Annotated in this window: 16 protein-coding genes; 9 read left to right on the top strand and 7 right to left on the bottom strand. The window is 52.8% G+C overall.

Going from position 1 to position 20,138, the window contains the following annotated elements:
• Window positions 1-202: 202 nt before the first annotated feature.
• Together mscK and acrR are read right to left on the bottom strand one after the other, a co-directional pair.
• Window positions 203-3,550, bottom strand: coding sequence for a mechanosensitive channel MscK (mscK, locus tag M987_RS10850; protein WP_014069161.1), 3,348 nt, complete (start codon window positions 3,548-3,550; stop codon window positions 203-205).
• A 114-nt stretch (window positions 3,551-3,664) separates the two neighbouring features.
• Window positions 3,665-4,318, bottom strand: coding sequence for a multidrug efflux transporter transcriptional repressor AcrR (acrR, locus tag M987_RS10845; protein WP_014069160.1), 654 nt, complete (start codon window positions 4,316-4,318; stop codon window positions 3,665-3,667).
• A 141-nt stretch (window positions 4,319-4,459) separates the two neighbouring features.
• Here acrR and acrA point away from each other — a divergent pair, with 141 nt between their 5' ends.
• The 6 genes from acrA (at window position 4,460) to M987_RS10815 (ending at window position 11,304) form a co-directional block, all read left to right on the top strand.
• On the top strand, window positions 4,460-5,653 hold the full coding sequence (acrA, locus tag M987_RS10840) for a multidrug efflux RND transporter periplasmic adaptor subunit AcrA (RefSeq protein ID WP_014069159.1): 1,194 nt from the start codon (window positions 4,460-4,462) through the stop codon (window positions 5,651-5,653).
• A gap of 22 nt (window positions 5,654-5,675) precedes the next feature.
• Window positions 5,676-8,822, top strand: a complete 3,147-nt coding sequence (gene acrB / locus M987_RS10835) for a multidrug efflux RND transporter permease subunit AcrB (RefSeq protein WP_014069158.1) — start codon at window positions 5,676-5,678, stop codon at window positions 8,820-8,822.
• Window positions 8,823-9,334: 512 nt separating this feature from the next.
• Window positions 9,335-9,709 carry an Hha toxicity modulator TomB gene (gene tomB / locus M987_RS10830; protein ID WP_008499288.1) on the top strand — a complete coding sequence of 125 codons (375 nt, stop codon included), beginning with the start codon at window positions 9,335-9,337 and terminating at the stop codon, window positions 9,707-9,709.
• Window positions 9,710-9,737: 28 nt separating this feature from the next.
• Complete coding sequence (locus tag M987_RS10825; protein WP_014069157.1) at window positions 9,738-9,956, top strand: HHA domain-containing protein; 219 nt, start codon at window positions 9,738-9,740, stop codon at window positions 9,954-9,956.
• A 212-nt stretch (window positions 9,957-10,168) separates the two neighbouring features.
• Window positions 10,169-10,720, top strand: coding sequence for a maltose O-acetyltransferase (gene maa, locus M987_RS10820; protein ID WP_014069156.1), 552 nt, complete (start codon window positions 10,169-10,171; stop codon window positions 10,718-10,720).
• A gap of 116 nt (window positions 10,721-10,836) precedes the next feature.
• Window positions 10,837-11,304, top strand: coding sequence for a YlaC family protein (locus M987_RS10815; RefSeq protein WP_014069155.1), 468 nt, complete (start codon window positions 10,837-10,839; stop codon window positions 11,302-11,304).
• Here the strand turns inward: M987_RS10815 and pdxR are convergent.
• Window positions 11,276-12,736, bottom strand: a complete 1,461-nt coding sequence (pdxR, locus tag M987_RS10810; protein ID WP_014069154.1) for a MocR-like pyridoxine biosynthesis transcription factor PdxR — start codon at window positions 12,734-12,736, stop codon at window positions 11,276-11,278. The two genes, M987_RS10815 and pdxR, sit on opposite strands and share 29 nt — an antisense overlap.
• Window positions 12,737-12,835: 99 nt before the next feature.
• On the opposite strand from pdxR, the gene M987_RS10805 reads away from it, so the two are divergent.
• Complete coding sequence (locus M987_RS10805; RefSeq protein ID WP_014069153.1) at window positions 12,836-13,546, top strand: GNAT family N-acetyltransferase; 711 nt, start codon at window positions 12,836-12,838, stop codon at window positions 13,544-13,546.
• Here the strand turns inward: M987_RS10805 and ykgO are convergent.
• Both ykgO and M987_RS10795 read right to left on the bottom strand, forming a co-directional pair.
• Window positions 13,543-13,683: a type B 50S ribosomal protein L36 gene (ykgO, locus tag M987_RS10800; protein ID WP_006818844.1), complete on the bottom strand. Its 141-nt coding sequence runs from the start codon at window positions 13,681-13,683 to the stop codon at window positions 13,543-13,545. The genes M987_RS10805 and ykgO overlap by 4 nt on opposite strands.
• 2 nt (window positions 13,684-13,685) lie before the next feature.
• Complete coding sequence (locus M987_RS10795; protein ID WP_014069152.1) at window positions 13,686-13,946, bottom strand: type B 50S ribosomal protein L31; 261 nt, start codon at window positions 13,944-13,946, stop codon at window positions 13,686-13,688.
• A 233-nt stretch (window positions 13,947-14,179) separates the two neighbouring features.
• On the opposite strand from M987_RS10795, the gene M987_RS10790 reads away from it, so the two are divergent.
• Window positions 14,180-15,739 (top strand): EAL domain-containing protein, encoded by a 1,560-nt coding sequence (locus tag M987_RS10790; protein WP_014069151.1) that lies wholly within the window; start codon window positions 14,180-14,182, stop codon window positions 15,737-15,739.
• A 10-nt stretch (window positions 15,740-15,749) separates the two neighbouring features.
• On the opposite strand, the gene M987_RS10785 is transcribed toward M987_RS10790, so the two are convergent.
• Window positions 15,750-16,022, bottom strand: coding sequence for a metal/formaldehyde-sensitive transcriptional repressor (locus M987_RS10785; protein ID WP_014069150.1), 273 nt, complete (start codon window positions 16,020-16,022; stop codon window positions 15,750-15,752).
• 133 nt (window positions 16,023-16,155) lie between these two features.
• Between M987_RS10785 and M987_RS10780 the strand changes: the two genes are divergently transcribed.
• The gene (locus M987_RS10780; protein WP_014069149.1) at window positions 16,156-16,986 is read left to right on the top strand and encodes a nickel/cobalt efflux protein RcnA; all 831 of its coding nucleotides are present in this window, start codon (window positions 16,156-16,158) and stop codon (window positions 16,984-16,986) included.
• A gap of 36 nt (window positions 16,987-17,022) precedes the next feature.
• Here M987_RS10780 and M987_RS10775 read toward each other — a convergent pair whose 3' ends face one another.
• Window positions 17,023-20,115 (bottom strand): beta-galactosidase, encoded by a 3,093-nt coding sequence (locus M987_RS10775; protein ID WP_014069148.1) that lies wholly within the window; start codon window positions 20,113-20,115, stop codon window positions 17,023-17,025.
• Window positions 20,116-20,138 lie beyond the last annotated feature (23 nt).

The following is a 20,138-nucleotide window of genomic DNA, read 5'->3' as shown; positions in this document are numbered from 1 at the left end:
CGGCGGTGAGCTACCCTGGCACGTTCACGGGTATTGTGGTGACAGAGTAGCAAGGAACATACAGTGAACGGAATGACTACCTCAGCCGTATGTTCCCCCTCACCCCAACCCTCTCCCCAAAGAGGAGAGGGAGCCATCCGTGCTCGTATTTTTTGTGAGGATCCCTCAGCCCTGATGGCGAGGGGGAAAACATCCGCAGACGTTAAGCCGGAGTAGGATCGTCACCCTTAATCTCGCGCTTCACTTCCGTATGCTCGTCACCTTTTTCATTACGCAGGTGAACCTCAAGCTGGTTGAAGGCGATATTGATGTCGTTTTCACGACACAGACGATCGATAGAGCGGTTCAGCTCATCCACGGTATAGCTGCGATCGCGCAGTTCGCGCACGTATAAACGCAGTTCGTGATCCAGCGTGCTCGCGCCAAAGGTGGTGAAGAATACCGACGGTGCCGGATCGTGCATCACTTTCGGGTGTTCGGATGCCGCCTTCAGCAGAACCTCTTTCACTTTATCCAGATCCGATCCATACGCCACGCCCAGGCGGATCACCACGCGGGTTACCGTGTCGGAGAGCGACCAGTTGATCAGGCGCTCGGTCACGAACGCTTTGTTCGGGATGATCACCTCTTTACGATCGAAGTCCGTTATCGTGGTGGCACGAATACGGATCTTACTGACCGTCCCGGAGAAGGTCCCGATGGTCACGGTGTCGCCAATGCGCACCGGGCGTTCGAACAGGATAATCAGGCCAGAAACGAAGTTACCGAAGATCTCCTGCAAGCCAAAGCCCAGACCAACCGAGAGCGCCGCGGCCAGCCATTGCAGTTTGTCCCATGACACGCCAAGCGAGCCAAAGACCGTCATTGCACCGACAATAATGATCACATAGTTCAGGATTGTGGTAATGGCATACGATGCCCCCTGACGCAGCTTGAGCCGCGACAGCACCAGCACTTCGAGCAGCCCCGGTAAGTTTCGGATCAGCGCCCAGGCGACCATCGACGACACCAGCGCAAAGAGCAGGCTGCCCATTGTGACGCTTTTCATCACCGCCGCCCCGGCTTCAGTACCGCTGTACTGCCAGAGAGTGATGCTGTCGAGATACGCAAATACGGTAATTAAATCAGACCAGATAGCCCAGAACATCACCCCGAACAGCGACACCATAACCAGCATGGTGATACGCAGCGTCTGCTGGTTGACCTGCTCCAGGGCGATGGTTGGCTCTTCCTGAGGTTCCGCGCCTTCGGCCCCCTCTTTCACCTGATGCTGGCGACGCGCGATCGCACGGCGATAAGCGATACGGCGAGCCGCCACGCTCAAACCACGCAGTACCGTCTGGTAAAGCAGGTTCCAGACGATCACCAGATAGACGGTTTCAATCCAGCGCCCGGAAAGACGCAGCGTGGTATAGAAATAACCCGTTGCGGTCAGCACCATCAGCGCCAGCGGGATAATCGCCAGGACCGTCACGGTGACCAGACGAATATTGTGAGACTCTTTATCGCGCCAGCTGTCACGGCACATCGGCCACATCAGAACGGCAATCAGCAGCAGGTTCAGCAGAATCACCAGCTGACCCAGTACGTCATCCATCAGATGCAGCGGAGAAAGCTCAGACACCACCGACCAGAAGTGCAGCGGTAAAAGCGCGAGGCTGATACGCACAATCTGACGACGCCAGTGGCTGGTCAGTTTCTCAGGCATATTGAAGTGGCGCACGGCAACGCCGTCTTTTTCCAGCACTTTCCAGCACACGCCAAACACCAGCCAGAACAGAGCCAGTTTTTTACTGAATGCCCACAGCAAATCGCTGATATTGAGCTGCATGGTAAGCAGGATCAGCCCGGCCGCCAGAATCAGCAGGCAGACCGGCAGGGCGCGGATCAGGTCTATCAGGATCGCTTTTGGCGTATGAAGCTGGCTGTCGTTACGCAGTTGGCCTACTTCCTGAGCCAGCTTCTCCTGATATTTCTTCAGCCAGCCAAGGCGCCAGCGAATCAATCCTGCAATCAGCAGTAACGGCAAACCGGCCAGGAAGGCAATCATCACCGCAGGCCAGGCTTTCTCCCAGTTCACGGTGATTTTCATGCTCTTGATCTGCGCTTTCAGCGTTTCTGGGAAGGATTTAATCCAGTCCCAGTCCATTGGCTTGTTGCTGTTTACCCAGAAGATTTGCTGAGTCAGGATCTCCTGAAGATTTTTAGAGACGCTGACTAACTGCTGCTGATTGATTTGCAGGTTAATCGCCATCATCAGCTGGTTACCAAGCTGCTTGTTGAGCTGGTCAAGCAGCTCGCGGCGCATATCCACCACCTGCAACAGCGCATCGTGTACTTCAGGGTTCACATCACTGGAGTGCCCCTCTTCCACTTTGGCAACAAAAGCGTCGCTCTGGAAAAGCGTGTCGCGCTGCTGGTTTACGTCAAATTGCTCCAGACGCAAATCGGCAATACGGTTGGTCATGTCTTCCAGCTCATCCGCGGACGGCAGCGTCTGCTGTTGCTGGTACAAAATGCGTGACAACAACAAGCTGCCTTTGAGTACGGCAATCTGCTCTTTAATATTGCGTTCCGCCTGGAGCGCACGGTCCAGCCAGTTTTTCACTTTAATGTTTTGCTGAACCAGCGAGTTACCGCTTTCAGTCGCCTGAATCAGGCGCTGGCTGAGCTGATGGTTAACGTCCAGCTCCTGTTTAACCAGCGGGTTGGACTGAATACGGGCCGTCTCGTCTGGCGAAACGGCCTCCTGCGCGGTTTTTTCCGTGAGCGTCAGGCGCTTGCTGTTTACCGCCTCCTGCAACAGCTGAAGCTGGTGCTCAAGACGATTAATGTTTGCAGTGACGTAATCGCGTTGTTTTTGCAGCGTATCCTGCAAGACAGTGTTGCCTTCCAGGCTCTTACGTTGCTGCTCGATTTGCGCGTTAAGAAGCGACTGCTGGCACAGCAGCAGCGTCTGCTGAGTAGGACGTAAAGCCCCTTCCCCAACGGTGGTGCCATTCAGACGGTTACGGATTTGCTGTAGCTGTTGGGATGCCGAATACATCGCGTTTTGCACGCGCTCTGGCTGGGTTTGCAGCGACACCAGTTGGCTATTGTAAGTGGCCAGGTCGGACTGACCGGTTTGCAGGTCGTCCAGCAGATCCGCTACGCGAGACTCCAGCTGACGCAGCGATAGCGTCGAGAGCGTTTTGCGAGTTTCATCATCGTTATCGACATCGCTTAAGGCATTCAACGCCTCAGTTGCCTTGCGCATATTGTCCGGCGCCTGGGCAACCTTCTGGCGAAGCTGGGCGGTTTCTGCTTTCACGCGCTCAATTTTATCAAGCGTTTCCAGCGTTTCGGTTAAATCCTGCTGGACGAGCTTTTCTTGTGGCGACAGATCTTTTTGCTTGTTCAGGGTATCGAGTTGCGACTGAACATCGGCACGCGTGGGAACGTCATTGGTGTTATCTGCGCGGGCATAGGAAGCAGGTGTTGCCGCAAAGAAAAACAACATGACAAAAATAAATGCAAAAACAGAGTGTTGCGAGCGATTGTAATGCAGCATAGTCATGAATGTGATGTGTGAGAATGACCGAAAATAGTCCGGCGTGCAGGATATCACGCCCGCGTTTTGCAGAATAGCGCGAACCGTAACCTCTGGGAGAATTCCTGGGATGACTTAAGCCGACAGGGACGTTGTTTCACCGCGAAGCGTTGGGCTAAGCTGACACATCTCAAGAAAAATCACGACGTAATCGCGTGCTTCTTTTTTTAAATCAAATGACTGGGGAGAGAAAAGCCAGTTCTCCATCAGACCCGAAATGTAAGCGCGCATCAGGATAGCTGCCCGACGGGTGAGCAAATTAGCAGGTAACATTTTTGCCTGAATACATTGATTTAGCGTATATTCTATACGGTCATAGCTTTCCAGACTCAGACTTCGTTGCGCCTGCTGGACAACCGCCATTTCGCCAACGAATTCGCATTTGTGGAAAATAATTTCCATCATTAACCGGCGGCGTTCTTCAACGACTGTTGCTTCAAGGATATATACTAAAATTTCTCTCAATACTGAGAGTGGATCGTCGGGGAATTTTGCCCGATACTCAGTCTCTAGATCACTAATGCTAGATTCTGAAAGCTCCCAGATTTCACTAAACAGATCTGACTTGTCTTTAAAATGCCAGTAAATCGCTCCCCGCGTCACACCGGCGGCCTGAGCAATCTGCGCCAGTGAGGTTGAAGACACACCTTGCTGAGAGAACAAACGCATAGCCACATCAAGTATGTGTTGACGAGTTTCAAGTGCTTGTTGTTTGGTTTTTCGTGCCATGCGTCAGTGAATTTACAGGAGTCAGATTTACATACATTTATGAATGTATGTACCATAGCATGACGATAATATAAACGCAGCAATGGGTTTTTAGACTCAGGACCCTTGATCAATTTGAAATCGGACACTCGAGGTTTACATATGAACAAAAACAGAGGGTTAACGCCTCTGGCGGTCGTTCTGATGCTCTCAGGCAGCTTAGCGCTAACAGGATGTGACGAGAAACAGGCTCAACAAGGCGCTCATCAGACACCAGAAGTGGGTGTGGTGACGCTCAAGTCCGAACCTCTCCAGATAACAACAGAATTGCCCGGTCGTACCAGCGCTTACCGCGTTGCCGAAGTTCGTCCTCAGGTGAGCGGTATCATCCTGAAACGTAACTTCACCGAGGGTGGTGACGTTGAAGCTGGTGTTTCTCTGTATCAGATTGATCCAGCAACCTATCAGGCCGCTTACGAGAGCGCAAAAGGCGATCTGGCTAAAGCCGAAGCTGCAGCGAAAATTTCGCAGCTGACGCTGAATCGTTACAAAAAACTGCTTGGTACTCAGTACATTAGTCAACAGGATTACGATACTGCTCTGGCCGATGCACAACAGACTAATGCAGCCGTCGTCGCGGCTAAAGCTGCCGTTGAAACTGCACGTATCAACCTGGCGTATACCAAAGTGACCTCACCAATTAGCGGTCGTATTGGTAAGTCCTCCGTTACGGAAGGCGCGCTGGTCCAGAACGGGCAAACTACTGCGCTGGCCACCGTGCAGCAGCTTGATCCTATCTACGTTGACGTTACCCAATCCAGCAACGATTTCCTGCGCCTGAAACAAGAGCTGGCAAACGGTACGCTGAAACAGGAAAACGGTAAGGCGAAAGTAGAGCTGGTCACCAGTGACGGCATTAAATTCCCGCAGGCGGGTACACTTGAGTTTTCCGACGTCACCGTTGATCAGACCACCGGTTCCATCACCCTGCGTGCTATTTTCCCGAACCCTGACCACACCCTTTTACCGGGTATGTTCGTTCGCGCACGTCTGGAAGAAGGGACCAACCCAACCGCGATTCTGGTTCCGCAGCAGGGTGTGACCCGTACGCCACGTGGCGATGCGAGCGCGCTGGTTGTGGGTGCAGATGACAAAGTCGAAACGCGCAATATCACTGCAGCACAGGCGATTGGCGACAAATGGCTGGTAACGGAAGGTCTGAAAGATGGCGATCGCGTGATTGTCACTGGTTTGCAAAAAGTACGTCCTGGCGCACAGGTAAAAGCACAGGAAGTCGCTTCTGACACTCAACAAAAAGCCGCAGCCGACGGTCAGTCAGAACAAACCAAGTCTTAACTTAAACAGGAGCCGTTAAGACATGCCTAATTTCTTTATCGATCGCCCCATATTTGCGTGGGTGATTGCCATTATCATCATGCTTGCAGGGGGTCTGGCGATCCTGAAGCTGCCGGTCGCGCAATATCCAACGATTGCGCCACCAGCCGTTTCAATCACCGCGACCTATCCTGGGGCTGATGCCAAAACGGTGCAGGACACCGTGACTCAGGTTATCGAACAGAACATGAACGGTATCGATAACCTGATGTACATGTCCTCAAACAGTGACTCAACCGGTACGGTTCAAATCACCCTGACCTTCCAGTCAGGTACTGATGCGGATATCGCCCAGGTTCAGGTACAGAACAAATTGCAGCTGGCAATGCCACTGCTGCCACAGGAAGTACAACAGCAGGGTGTGAGCGTCGAGAAATCGTCCAGTAGCTTCCTGATGGTTGTCGGCGTTATCAACACCAACGGCACCATGACCCAGGAGGATATCTCCGACTACGTGGGCGCCAACATGAAGGATGCTATCAGCCGTACTTCTGGTGTGGGTGACGTTCAGCTGTTCGGTTCTCAGTACGCGATGCGTATCTGGATGGACCCGAATAAACTGAATAACTTCCAGTTAACGCCTGTCGACGTTATCAGCGCCATCAAAGCGCAGAACGCCCAGGTTGCAGCCGGTCAGTTAGGTGGTACGCCACCGGTGAAAGGCCAGCAACTTAACGCATCCATCATCGCGCAAACGCGTCTGACCTCAGCGGAAGAATTCAGCAAAATTCTGCTGAAAGTGAATCAGGACGGTTCACAGGTTCGCCTGCGTGACGTGGCGAAAGTCGAACTGGGTGGTGAAAACTACGACATCGTGGCGAAGTTTAACGGCAAACCGGCTTCGGGTCTGGGTATTAAACTGGCCACCGGTGCAAACGCCCTGGACACGGCGACAGCTATCCGTGCAGAACTGAAGAAGATGGAACCGTTCTTCCCGTCAGGTCTGAAGATTGTTTACCCGTATGACACCACACCGTTCGTAAAAATCTCAATTCACGAAGTGGTTAAAACGCTGGTCGAGGCGATCATCCTGGTATTCCTGGTGATGTACCTGTTCCTGCAAAACTTCCGTGCGACGCTGATCCCAACCATCGCCGTACCGGTTGTCCTGCTCGGGACCTTTGCGATCCTGTCGATATTTGGCTATTCGATAAACACCCTGACGATGTTCGGGATGGTACTGGCCATCGGCTTGCTCGTGGATGACGCCATCGTGGTGGTAGAAAACGTCGAGCGTGTAATGGCCGAAGAAGGGCTACCACCGAAAGAAGCCACCCGTAAATCGATGGGGCAGATCCAGGGCGCGCTGGTCGGTATCGCAATGGTGCTGTCTGCGGTATTTATCCCGATGGCCTTCTTCGGTGGCTCCACCGGTGCTATCTACCGTCAGTTCTCCATCACCATCGTTTCGGCGATGGCGCTGTCAGTCCTGGTGGCGTTGATTCTGACGCCAGCACTCTGCGCCACCATGCTGAAGCCTGTTCAAAAAGGCGGCCATGGCGAACATAAAGGCTTCTTCGGCTGGTTTAACCGCATGTTTGATAAGAGCACGCACCACTACACCGACAGCGTAGGTAACATCCTGCGCAGTACCGGTCGTTACCTGGTGCTGTATATCATCATCGTGGTGGGCATGGCTTACCTGTTTGTTCGTCTGCCAAGCTCGTTCCTGCCAGATGAAGACCAGGGCGTGTTCCTGACAATGGCGCAGCTTCCGGCGGGTGCATCGCAAGAGCGTACCCAGAAAGTGCTGGATGAAGTGACCGATTACTACCTCACCAAAGAGAAAGACAACGTTGAATCCGTGTTTGCGGTTAACGGCTTTGGCTTTGCGGGTCGTGGTCAGAACACCGGTATCGCCTTCGTTTCTCTGAAAGACTGGTCAGAACGTCCGGGCAAAGAGAACAAGGTTGAAGCCATCACCGGTCGTGCGATGGGCACCTTCGCGCAGATTAAAGATGCGATGGTCTTCGCCTTTAACCTGCCAGCAATCGTCGAACTGGGTACGGCTACCGGCTTTGACTTCCAGCTGATTGACCAGGCTGGTCTGGGCCATGAAAAACTGACGCAGGCACGTAATCAGCTGTTTGGTGAAATTGCTAAACATCCTGATCTGCTGGTCGGTGTTCGTCCGAACGGTCTGGAAGATACGCCGCAGTTCAAGGTCGATATCGATCAAGAGAAAGCGCAGGCGTTGGGTGTTTCCATCAGCGATATCAATACCACGCTGGGTGCAGCCTGGGGCGGAAGCTACGTCAACGACTTCATCGACCGTGGTCGTGTGAAGAAAGTGTACGTTATGTCTGAAGCGCAATACCGTATGTTGCCGAACGATATCAATAACTGGTACGTACGCGGCACTAACGGCCAGATGGTACCGTTCGCCGCCTTCTCTACGTCGCACTGGGAATACGGTTCACCGCGTCTGGAGCGTTACAACGGTCTGCCATCGATGGAAATCCTCGGTCAGGCTGCTGAAGGCAAGAGTACCGGTGAAGCGATGGCAATGATGGAGCAACTGGCCAGCAAACTGCCTTCGGGTATTGGTTATGACTGGACGGGGATGTCCTATCAGGAACGTCTGTCCGGTAACCAGGCCCCTGCCCTGTACGCAATTTCACTGATTGTCGTGTTCTTGTGTCTGGCAGCGCTCTATGAGAGCTGGTCGATTCCGTTCTCCGTTATGCTGGTTGTTCCACTGGGTGTTATCGGCGCACTGCTTGCAGCAACGTTCCGTGGTCTGACTAACGACGTTTACTTCCAGGTGGGCCTGCTGACAACCATTGGCTTGTCGGCGAAGAACGCGATACTTATCGTGGAATTCGCCAAAGACCTGATGGAGAAAGAAGGTAAAGGCCTGATTGAGGCGACGCTTGATGCAGTTCGTATGCGTCTGCGCCCAATCCTGATGACGTCTCTGGCGTTTATCCTCGGCGTTATGCCGCTGGTTATCAGCTCTGGTGCTGGCTCCGGTGCGCAGAACGCAGTAGGTACAGGTGTAATGGGCGGTATGGTCACCGCGACCGTTCTCGCTATCTTCTTCGTACCGGTGTTCTTCGTGGTGGTTCGTCGCCGCTTCAGCCGTAAGAATGAAGATGTTGAGCATAGTCATTCAGTAGAACATCACTGATACCGGTTTCACCCGATAAAAAGGCCGCATTAGCGGCCTTTTTCATTCGCACTAAAAATCATAAATTACGCTTATTGTCGGATTATTTATTTTCTGCCATCTTAATAAGGCATATCATATTTAACCGTTAACTTAATCGACGAGCTTATGGTTTTTTTAATTTCATTTCGCCTCTTAGATTATTAGGAATATTCCTAATAAATGACGCGAAGCTGCAGAAAATCCGAATCTGGACTTCATTTGAAGGTAAATGCTAACTCGATGAAACATAAGGAAGCCGTAAAAGACAGGGTCTGATTAAGTTAAAAAAGTCACGTCCAAACCAGACTATTGCGTAAACGCTCGCAAACTCGCTTTTTAATTGTAATTTTTCGTAATAGCGCGGTGAAATCTTGAAAGGAGTGGCTTATAGTTAGAGTTATCAGGAACACAGCACGTTGCGGCTAAGTATGTTGTATCCATCCCGACAATGATGTTCGGTGAGTAAGAAATCACTCAGAAGGGGATGCGCTATGGACGAGTACTCGCCAAAAAGGCATGATATCGCGCAGTTGAAATTTCTCTGCGAATCCTTGTACCATGACTGCCTTGCCAATCTTGATGAAAGTAACCACGGCTGGGTGAATGATCCAACGTCTGCCATCAATTTACAGCTAAATGAGTTGATAGAGCATATAGCGACCTTCGCACTTAATTATAAAATTAAGTACAATGAAGATAATAAACTGATTGAGCAAATTGACGAATACCTGGATGACACCTTTATGTTGTTCAGCAGCTACGGCATTAACGCACAGGATTTGCAAAAATGGCGTAAATCGGGAAACCGCCTATTCCGCTGTTTCGTCAACGTGAGCAGAGCGAACCCTGTTAGCTTATCCTGTTAAAATTATTACAATGACTAAGGTGAATTTTATGTCTGATAAACCATTAACCAAAATCGATTATTTGCTGCGTTTGCGACGTTGTCAGTCAATAGACACGCTTGAACGTGTTATTGAAAAAAATAAATACGAGCTTTCTGATAATGAACTGGCTGTATTTTATTCAGCGGCTGACCACCGTCTTGCAGAACTCACCATGAATAAGTTGTATGACAAAATCCCTTCTTCTGTATGGAAGTTTGTACGTTAATCAAGAACTGCTGACCGTTGAGACTGAACACCACTTTCTAAGCTGAATTCACCTTTCGCATTGCTAACCCTGTGAGCCGGACAGGCCCCCTTAACAAATGTGCTTATCCGCAACAATGTTGTGACTGTAATCACACTCCTTTTTCGGGAACGTTCCCATTCTGGTATATGACCTTTACCCTGTAGGTGATCGATTTTTCCAGTGAGGCTCCCATGAGTGAAGAAAAGCACAAGATGATTGCAGGTGAACACTACCGTCCAGGTGACGATACATTACGGGCCGATCGCTTGCGTGCCCGCCAGTTGGTTCATCGTTACAACTACACATCTCCAGACGACAAACCTGAACGACAGTCGATCCTGGCTGAATTACTGGGACAAAGCGAAGGGGCCTATATTGAGCCAAGTTTCCGCTGTGATTACGGCTACAATATCTATCTTGGCACAGCGTTTTACGCTAACTTTGACTGCGTGATGCTCGACGTCTGCCCAATCCATATTGGTGATAACTGTATGCTCGCGCCGGGCGTTCACATCTATACGGCAACACATCCGCTGGATGCCATCGAGCGCAACAGCGGTGTTGAATACGGTAAGCCGGTGACCATCGGTAATAACGTCTGGATCGGCGGGCGTGCGGTGATAAACCCTGGCGTGACGATTGGTGATAATGTGGTGGTAGCCTCTGGGGCCGTTGTCACGAAAGATGTTCCTGCCAATTCGGTCGTCGGTGGTAATCCCGCCAAAATCATCAAAATTCTGTAAGGGTGTGTCGGGTAACTGTTATGATCTTTCCCCGCATAACTGTTACTTTTTTCACCCCACCCGCTCCACTAAAATAGGCAGATCCCCTGTATTTTCAAAATTCATGAAGGCAAAAAATGACAGAGATACAGCGCCTGCTCACCGCCACCATCGACGACCTGAACATTCGCGAAAAGCGCGACAATCGCCCGCGCTTTAGCATTAGCTTTATTCGTAAGCATCCTGGTCTGTTTGTTGCGATGTACGCCGCCTGGCTTGCCACGCTGATTGTGATGCTGCGTTCCGAAACCCTGGTGGATTCGGTCTGGCTTCTGGTTTTGTTGTTTGTGGTGTTTAACGCGTTCTTCTTCTTCGACGTTAATCCTCGTTATCGTTACGAAGATATCGATGTACTCGATTTTCGCGTCTGCTATAACGGCGAATGGTACAACACTCGCTTTGTGCCCTCCGAGCTCATCGACAGCATTCTCCACTCACCCGACGTAAACGCCGGGCAAAAAGAGAAGCTGCAAAAAATGGTCGCCACCAAAGGTGAACTCTCGTTCTACGATGTCTTTACGCTGTCCCGCCCTGTTGCAGCGTAATCAGGTGTTGTAAACGTCGGATACCGGACGTGAACTGAGAAGCAGAGGTATTGCCGTATCCTAATACCAGGCCGGTTTGCCCCTTATTTGTATCAAGGTAGTATCCGCTCAATGCAGCAGGTGCCAGCTGAAAAGCTCTTGCCTGCTGCACAATGGCTTTATCATCAATCCCGTCAATAGCCACCGTCAGATGCATTCCGCCCTCACCGGCCAGAACGCGGTGTTCTACATGAAGCTCTGCGTTCAGTGCCTCACGTAACTGCCTGTACCGTTTACGATAAAGTCGACGCATTGCCGCAAGGTGTCGCGCATAATGTCCCTCTTCAATAAACAACGCCAGCGTGCGCTGTTCCGCGCGATGCCCGCCACGCAGTAATGCGCCAATTGCCGACAGCGCCGCCTTTGCCAGCGCAGGCGGTAACACCATAAAACCAATACGAAGCGAGGGAAAAAGCGTTTTGCTGAAGGTGCCCAGATAGACCACCGGCGCGTGCTTTATCATGCCTGACATAGCCGGAACCGGTTCGCCGGTGTAGCGAAATTCACTGTCATAGTCATCTTCCACAATCCACGCCTTTTGCGCCTGAGCCAGCTCCAGCAGCGCCAGACGCCGGCGGGCGCTGAGTACACTACCATAAGGAAACTGGTGTGAAGGTGAAGTAAAAATGAGTGAGGGAGCGTCTGAATGCTGCCCCTCCCAGCACATCCCTTCATCATCAACGGGCATCCCGACCATCGTGAGCCCTGTTTTGGCGAATGCGCTTTTTGCCCCTGCATAACCAGGATCTTCAATCCAGGCGATACCCCCGGGTTCGCTCAGGAGCAACGTGCAAAGGTTAACGCCTTCGAGCGCGCCTTCGGTGATGACAATCTGGCTGGCATCGCAGGTGATACCGCGTGATAACGCAAGGTGCCGGGCAATGGCCTCTCGCAAGGATAGCTCCCCTGCGGGATCGCCATAGCCCAACAGGGCACTACCCTCTTCCCGCAGTACCCTGTCGTATAAACGCCGCCATAGTGGCAGTGGAAAATAGTTAATGGCGGGCGTTCCCGGAGTAAATGCAGGAACCGGCGTTCCCCGTGGTGTAGGCACAGGCAATAATGAAACGCGTTTTGCGAGCGTGACGGCAGGCTCGGGTGACGGATGGGCAATATTGCGCTTTGCCAGCAGCGCTACCCGCGTACCCTGGCGGTTTCGCAGCAAATAACCTTCAAGCGTGAGCTGCTCCAGCGCGGCATTCACCGTGTTGCGTGAAAGCCCGAGCTGTCGCGCGATGACGCGAGAGCCAGGCAATCGCGATTCCGCCTGCAGCCGTCCGTGCAAAATAGCCTCCCGCAAAGCGAGATAGAGCGCGCGTTGCAGCGTTTCTGCTCCGCGCTTTTTCAGCGTATCCAGGATCAGGGTATAAAATTCATCGCCAGGTATATTCATCTCTCCTCCGTGGTACCAACAAAACATATCCTGGTGGTTCTTTTTAAGGAACCAGTTATTTCATAACCTGAATGTCTTTACACCGCCACGGAAATTAACATGAATACATTCAATCAGTTTGGGCAACCCATCGGGGAAAAACTTGTCGACTGGCAGCCACGCCAGCATCCGGACAGAGTGCTACTTAATGGTCGTTACTGCCGCCTTGAGCCGCTGCGTGTAGAGCACGCCGGGGCGCTGTTTGCCGCCTATCAGCAGGCTGAAGACACCCGCAGCTGGACCTGGCTATTACGTGAACCGGATACAACGGTTGCTGAGTATTCTCAGTGGATTGCCAGCGTATGTGAGCTATCCGACCCGATTCATTTCGCCGTCATCGACAACCAAACGCAGTTGCCGGTGGGCTCTCTGGCCCTGATGCGCATTGATCCTAAGAATGGCGTGGTGGAAGTCGGGCATGTGCATTTTTCACCGCTCATGAGCCGCTCACCGTTGTCCACAGAAGCGCAATACCTGCTGATGCGTTACGTGTTTGACGAGCTGGGATACCGCCGTTACGAGTGGAAGTGCAATAGCCTGAACGAACCCTCACGTCGCGCCGCACTGCGTCTGGGGTTCCAGTATGAAGGGCGTTTTCGTCAGGCGCTGGTGGTAAAAGGCCATAACCGGGATACCGACTGGTTTTCCATCCTTGATAAAGAGTGGCAGGCCCTGGAGTGTGCTTTTCAAAGCTGGCTTGCCACCGACAATTTTACCGCCGATGGCAAGCAGATAAGATCCCTGGAAAGTTGGCGCGAAATACGTTTTTAGCGTTTTTTCTTACGTCCCTGCACCGCTTTAAAACGTGGGTTGGACTTACAAATAACGTACAGGCGCCCTTTGCGTTTGACTATCTGGCAATCGGGATGGCGCTGTTTTGCACTGCGTAGTGAGTTAAGTACCTGCATGATTAGCCTCGTTTGGCGTTAAGAAAGCCACCAAAGCGCTGGCGGAAACGTGCCGCACTGCCTTCGGTTGAGAATGACTTCTGCTTACCGGTGTAGTACGGATGCGATTTTGAAGATACCTCGATGGTGATATACGGGAATGTTTCACCGTCGAGTTCAATTTCGCGATCGGTTTTGATAGTCGAACCGACTTTAAAATATTCATTGGCACTGGTGTCGTGGAAAACGACGGTGCGATAGGCTGGGTGGATATTGGGTTTCATCGTAGACTCTTCATGTTTTGTTATAACATAACAAAATACTATCCGAGTCATGCTGCAAAAACAACCCCGCACAATGCTTCATCCTGGCATTGTTTTTTTCTGATTCGCCTTCTCTGGACTGAAATCCATCCCCATCACGTGCTATAACTATATCATTTCGCAATAAAATATTTCTCCTCTGGCGAGCAGACTCTGTGCCCCGGAAGCGGGTATCTGAGTAAGGAAACAGCAGCATGAGAACCCGACATTTGGTCAGCCTGGTGACCGGCATTCTGATCTTTTCCGTGCTCGTTCCCATTTGTCTCAGCGTCTGGCTGGCCCACCGCCAGGCGGAACATGAATTTATCGATGCGCTGGACAGCTATTCATCACGCGTACTGGTTCGCACGGAAAGGGTTGTTCAGCAGGCTAAGGATGCGCTGAAGCAATTAGAGAGTTTCGAAGGCGTTCCCTGTAGCCCGCTGCAAATGCGCGAAATGCGTCGGGTAGCGTTCTCTGCACGCTACATCCAGGAAGTGATGTATCTCGATAACCTGAAACCGCTATGCTCTTCCCTTGAGCAAGCCAGTAATGCCTCTTCGTTCCCACCGCCGATGCGGATCACCGCTGATGGCTATAACGCCTGGCTGACCCAGCAAAACGATCTTGGATTTAATCGCTACATGGCCGCGCTGGGACACGGGCATTACCTGGTGATGGTCGACCCCGCCTCGCTGGTCGATGTGATTCCTTTTGGCGCACTCCCTGTTGATGCCGCCCTGATAGGCCTTGCCAGCAACAGTGTTTTTGCCAGCAGCAATACGCTTGATCCCCACGTCCGTGAACTCCTGGAAAACCGGGGCGTGACACATCTGCAATACAAGGGCGCGATGTATGTTACGAAGCCGGTCCCCGATCTGGGCTTTACCATTGTCGCCTGGGCCACGCTAAAACCACTCGATGAAAGCTGGCATCAGCAGCTTCTGTTCTGGCTTCCTTTTGGCATTCTGGTGAGCCTTATCGCCGCGCTTTTTGTGCTGCGTATCTTGCGCCGAATACAGTCGCCGAGGAATCGCCTGCTTGATGCCATTAACAGCCGCGAATTTGTCGTTCACTATCAGCCAATTATCGCTTTAGGCAGTGGAAAACTGGTGGGTGCCGAGGCGCTGACGCGCTGGCCACAGCCGGACGGAAGTTACCTTTCACCCGATATTTTTGTGCCGCTGGCCGAGCAGACCGGGCTTATTTCGCAATTAACCCAGCTGGTTTTCGAGAAAGTCTTTGAGGATATGGGAAGCTGGTTACAGCAGCACCCAGGCCAGCATATCTCTGTTAACCTGGCCCCCGCCGATTTGACGTCCGGTAAGCTGCCGCCACTGTTAAGCCGCCTGTTGAACCAGTGGCGAGTTCACCCGCAGCAAATTGCCCTTGAACTGACCGAGCGCGGCTTTGCCGATCCGAAAATCAGCGCACCGGCCATTGCGGCATTCCGTCGTTCCGGGCACGCGATTTACATTGATGATTTTGGAACCGGCTATTCCAGCCTCAGCTATCTTCAGGATCTGGATGTCGACACGCTCAAAATTGATAAATCCTTCGTCGATGCGCTGGAGTACAAAAACGTGACGCCGCATATCATTGAAATGGCGAAGTCTCTTGATCTGGCGATGGTGGCGGAAGGCATCGAAACACAGGGGCAGCTTACGTGGCTGCGCAGCCACGGCGTGCAGTACGGACAGGGGTGGTATTACAGTAAGGCACTCCCAAAACTGGAATTTATACTCTGGGCTGAGCACAACCTCGCGCACACATAAGGCGCAATCTCTATTTGAGATAGGATTTCATCACCTGCAAAACCACGCCAAGATCGGCTTCGCGCTGCGCCTCTTCGGGTTCTTTGACCACATGATCGGTTAAGTGCCCTTCGATCACCTGCATCATCATGCCGTTCACCGCACCGCGGATCGCCGCCAGCTGCTGAAGCACCTCAGCGCACTCATGATCGCTGTTGAGCATTTTTTCCAGCGCGGAACTTTGCCCCTGAATTTTCTTCAGGCGGGTCAATAACATCTTCTTGTGACGAACCGTATGCGACATCTCACTCTCCCTTATTTGTTGCCACTGAAGCATAACACGCTCTACTCCCCCTGAGTATTTTTCTACTGGGGGGTAGTATTGTGCTACTGGGGGGGAGTAGTATCAGAGCACTTTTTCTTCCCCGGTATTCTTAATGAATGATTTCACTTCACTCCTGCAACAAGGCAACGCGTGGCTGTTTGTGCCGAGCGCAATTCTGCTGGGTGCTTTGCATGGCCTTGAACCTGGGCACTCAAAAACAATGATGGCCGCGTTTATTGTGGCGATCCGCGGTACGCTTAAACAGGCGATCCTGCTGGGGATGGCAGCAACGTTTTCCCATACGGCGGTGGTCTGGATCATTGCGATGGCAGGTTTATGGTTTGGCCGTGGCTGGGATGCAAATACCTCTGAACCCTGGTTCCAGCTGATTTCAGGCGTGATGATTATTCTGATCGCGCTATGGATGGCATGGCGAACCTGGAAAGAGGGCCAGCCACACGATCACCACGACCATGACCATGACCATGACCATGACCATGACCATGACCATGACCACCATCATGATCACCACGATCATTCGCATCAACTGATTGATGAAGCGTGGCAAGACGCCCACCAGCGCGCACATGCTCAGGACATTAACCGTCGCTTTAAGGGGCAGAACGTCACGACAGGGCAGATAGCCATGTTCGGGTTGACCGGTGGACTCATCCCCTGCCCGGCCTCCATTACGGTGCTATTGATCTGCCTGCAACTGAAGCATTTCGCGCTGGGCGCTACGCTGGTGTTGAGTTTCAGTATTGGTCTGGCATTAACGCTGGTTGCCTCAGGCGCCATTGCCGCCCTGAGCCTTAAACATGCCACCAAACGCTGGCCGGGATTCAGTGAGTTTTCACGAAAAGCGCCGTGGATCTCAGCGGCACTGATAACAGTGGTAGGAATTTATATGAGCATTCACGGGTTAACCGGGATCCTCGCCTGAGCCATGCGGCCACAAAACGTGGCCGCATCTTTTGCGTTACTGCGTCTTTTGCTGCCAGCTAAAGGTGTAGTGCAACTGGCGGGTGTGCAGGATAAATTCTGGCGACACGCTCGGGCTCCACGAATCATCGCCACCCACGCCCATATGGAAAGCATCCAGATTTAACCAGCACCCCGGCTCTTCCCTCAGCAGATGCTGATGTGTGGTATCACGCAGCTGTTGCTGGCTGTAGCGACTCAACGAGAAATGGAAATCCCCGGCGAACTGATGAGCGCCAAATTCCAGCGCACGGGTATCGCAACGCAAGCCATTCTCCGTCGGGAAAATATAAGGCGTTTGCAGGGCCTCAAGCGGTAACGCCCAGCGCCCCTGTTGCGCAGCCAGTTTTCGGTCCGGGTAGTTTTCGTGCGGCCCAAGCCCCTGCCAGCTCACGGTTTCAGGCGTTTGGGCAAGCTGACAATCCAGCCCGATACGCGCAGGCTCAGGAATATCAGATGCAACCTGCACCCGCACATCACCGTGCAATACCCCGTTGCTATCGACCCGCCAGCTTTTGCGGCTAAGGAACAGCGTTTTGCCCTGGTGTTCCCAGGCATGAAGCGTGCTGACAACAACATCGCCGCTATGCTGTTCACCGTCACACTGCAATAACCGGGCAGACACATCGTACATGCCCGCCGCTTTCCAGCGCTCGACCCAGGCATTAGGATCAATGCGGGTGGCCTCACTCACGCCAATATCATTATCCAGCGGCGCACGGGTAAAGTTATCCGTTAGCGGGGAAAGCAGGGTTTCAGCGCCCTCATTCCACCACTGCGTCAGATCCCCTGAAACACGGTCAAAGTGCCAGCGCTGTTGCTGATGGGTAATTTCCAGCACCGTCTCTTTCACCGTTAACAACGGCGTCACGCCCGGCAGCGGGGCTGGCGCAATATACAGTGGCGCAGGAAGCGGCCACTGCTCCCAGGCACAGCGATGATTTGCCGACGACCACGGCGTGCTTTGCATCTGGTACACCTCGGCATTCAGCCAAACGTCACCCGGCGCAGCCTGTAATTCTGGCAGTGCGATCTCTACATGCTGTGTACCCTGCGGGGCCATATTCAGGGTAATGTCGCCCGCTCCCAGCACATTCCCTTCCCGGGTGATCGTCCATCTCAGCTGTTCGTTGTCGGTGTTGCGGAACAGGTAGTCACTTTTAATCTCAATCACCAGTGGCAAGGTACTTACCAGGCTAAAGGTGAAGAATTGCTGCGCGCGCTGGGCTTCATACAATGCCGGATGCGGCGTGCGGTCAGGGAACACCAGGCCGTTCAGGCAAAACTGTCGGTCATTCGGCTTATCACCAAAATCACCACCATACGCCCAGAACGCATTGCCGCTTTCGTCTTTCTTCGTCAGCGCCTGGTCAACCCAGTCCCAGACGAACCCGCCCTGTAAACGCGGGTGGGTACGAAACGCCTGCCAGTATTTTGCAAAGCCACCGAAACTGTTGCCCATCGCATGAGCGTATTCGCACAAGATCAGCGGACGTGTTTCATCCGGCATCCCGATCCATTTCTTGATTGACCATTTCGGTACGGCCGGGAACGGCTGATCCTGATCAACGCGCGCATACATCGGGCACACTATGTCGGTTGCGGCGGTATTTGCACCACCGCCTTCGTATTGCACCGGACGGGTCGGATCGGTGGTTTTCAGCCAGCGGTAGAGCGCATCGTGGTTAGCACCGTGGCCGGATTCGTTTCCGAGCGACCAGATAATAATCGACGTATGATTACGGTCGCGCAGCACCATGCGGGTGACGCGTTCGCTCATGGCGGGCAACCAGCGCGGATCGTCAGCCAGACGGCTCATCGGCACCATGCCGTGCGTTTCAATGTTGGCTTCATCTACCACGTACAGGCCATAGCGATCGCAAAGCGTGTACCACAGCGGATGGTTGGGATAATGCGAACATCGCACCGCGTTAAAGTTGTGCTGCTTCAGCAACTCGATGTCGCGGCGCATGGTGGCTTCATCCATCACCTGCCCGTTTTCAGGGTGATGTTCATGGCGGTTAGCGCCGCGAATCAGTAACGGTTTGCCATTGAGTTTAAGCAGGCCGTTGCTTATCTCTACACGACGAAAGCCCACGTCACAGGCCTCGCACTCGATGACCCGCCCCTGCGCGTCCCTCAGCGAAATTGTCAGGCGATACAGCGCCGGAATTTCGGCGCTCCATAATGCAGGTGCCACAACAGGCATCGACACCGTAAAGCGCTCGGCCCAGTTGCCGCGCTCATCCACAATTTCCGAGCCGGGGCGCTGGGTTGCCGTGGCGCACGGCTCACCGTTTCGCCACAGGGTAAGCGCCACGTCACACTCAGCGTATTGGCTTCCGGCAAGTGCCACGTCCACCCTGAGCACCGCCCGGTCTAATTCGGTATTTAACTCAGTGACAACATGGTAATCCGCAATCTGCGTTTCCGGCTTATGCAGTAACGACACATCCCGGAAGATACCGCTCATCCGCCACATGTCCTGATCTTCAAGATAGCTCCCGTCACACCAGCGCAGCACCATGACTGCTACGCGGTTCAGGCCCGGACGAAGAACGGTCGAGAGATCAAACTCAGCAGGCAGACGGCTGTCCTGGGAATAGCCAATCCAGTGGCCGTTACACCACAGATGAAAAGCTGAATTCACCCCATCAAAGATAATTCGGGTCTGCCCGCTCAACAGCCATGCATCGTCCACCTCAAATGTGAGCGAATAACAACCTGTAGGGTTTTCTTGCGGGACAAAGGGCGGGTTAACGGCAAAAGGGTAAGTGACGTTGGTATAAATTGGGGTATCAAAGCCCTGCATCTGCCAGTTAGACGGCACGGGCATCGGAACAGCGTCGTCGCAGTTTTCATCTACCCATTCTTGCGGAACACGCTCTGGCGCGGCATAAAAGTTGAAACGCCACTCCCCGTTAAGAGAACGCTTATTCAAGGCTTTTTGCTCATCCCTGGCGTGTTGTTCATCACGCCAGCTGTGAAACGGCGCGTGGGCCGCCAGCCGGTTCCACTGTGTAACACCAGGATTTTCCCAGTCCCGACGAGCCAGAATTGCGCTGAGTGTCAGCGGCGATGTGTTTGACATATTACCCTCTATGCGAAGCGCTC

This window comes from Enterobacter soli ATCC BAA-2102 (assembly GCF_001654845.1).
In the GTDB taxonomy this organism is placed as follows: Bacteria; Pseudomonadota; Gammaproteobacteria; order Enterobacterales; family Enterobacteriaceae; genus Enterobacter; species Enterobacter soli.
Note: the sequence above shows the minus strand (reverse complement) of the source record. Positions and strands in the feature narration are given on the sequence as shown.

Coding starts and splice junctions, on each gene's coding strand:
- mscK (WP_014069161.1), bottom strand. CDS start 3,550: ATGCTGCATTACAATCGCTCGCAACACTCTGTTTTTGCATTTATTTTT.
- acrR (WP_014069160.1), bottom strand. CDS start 4,318: ATGGCACGAAAAACCAAACAACAAGCACTTGAAACTCGTCAACACATA.
- acrA (WP_014069159.1), top strand. CDS start 4,460: ATGAACAAAAACAGAGGGTTAACGCCTCTGGCGGTCGTTCTGATGCTC.
- acrB (WP_014069158.1), top strand. CDS start 5,676: ATGCCTAATTTCTTTATCGATCGCCCCATATTTGCGTGGGTGATTGCC.
- tomB (WP_008499288.1), top strand. CDS start 9,335: ATGGACGAGTACTCGCCAAAAAGGCATGATATCGCGCAGTTGAAATTT.
- M987_RS10825 (WP_014069157.1), top strand. CDS start 9,738: ATGTCTGATAAACCATTAACCAAAATCGATTATTTGCTGCGTTTGCGA.
- maa (WP_014069156.1), top strand. CDS start 10,169: ATGAGTGAAGAAAAGCACAAGATGATTGCAGGTGAACACTACCGTCCA.
- M987_RS10815 (WP_014069155.1), top strand. CDS start 10,837: ATGACAGAGATACAGCGCCTGCTCACCGCCACCATCGACGACCTGAAC.
- pdxR (WP_014069154.1), bottom strand. CDS start 12,736: ATGAATATACCTGGCGATGAATTTTATACCCTGATCCTGGATACGCTG.
- M987_RS10805 (WP_014069153.1), top strand. CDS start 12,836: ATGAATACATTCAATCAGTTTGGGCAACCCATCGGGGAAAAACTTGTC.
- ykgO (WP_006818844.1), bottom strand. CDS start 13,683: ATGCAGGTACTTAACTCACTACGCAGTGCAAAACAGCGCCATCCCGAT.
- M987_RS10795 (WP_014069152.1), bottom strand. CDS start 13,946: ATGAAACCCAATATCCACCCAGCCTATCGCACCGTCGTTTTCCACGAC.
- M987_RS10790 (WP_014069151.1), top strand. CDS start 14,180: ATGAGAACCCGACATTTGGTCAGCCTGGTGACCGGCATTCTGATCTTT.
- M987_RS10785 (WP_014069150.1), bottom strand. CDS start 16,022: ATGTCGCATACGGTTCGTCACAAGAAGATGTTATTGACCCGCCTGAAG.
- M987_RS10780 (WP_014069149.1), top strand. CDS start 16,156: ATGAATGATTTCACTTCACTCCTGCAACAAGGCAACGCGTGGCTGTTT.
- M987_RS10775 (WP_014069148.1), bottom strand. CDS start 20,115: ATGTCAAACACATCGCCGCTGACACTCAGCGCAATTCTGGCTCGTCGG.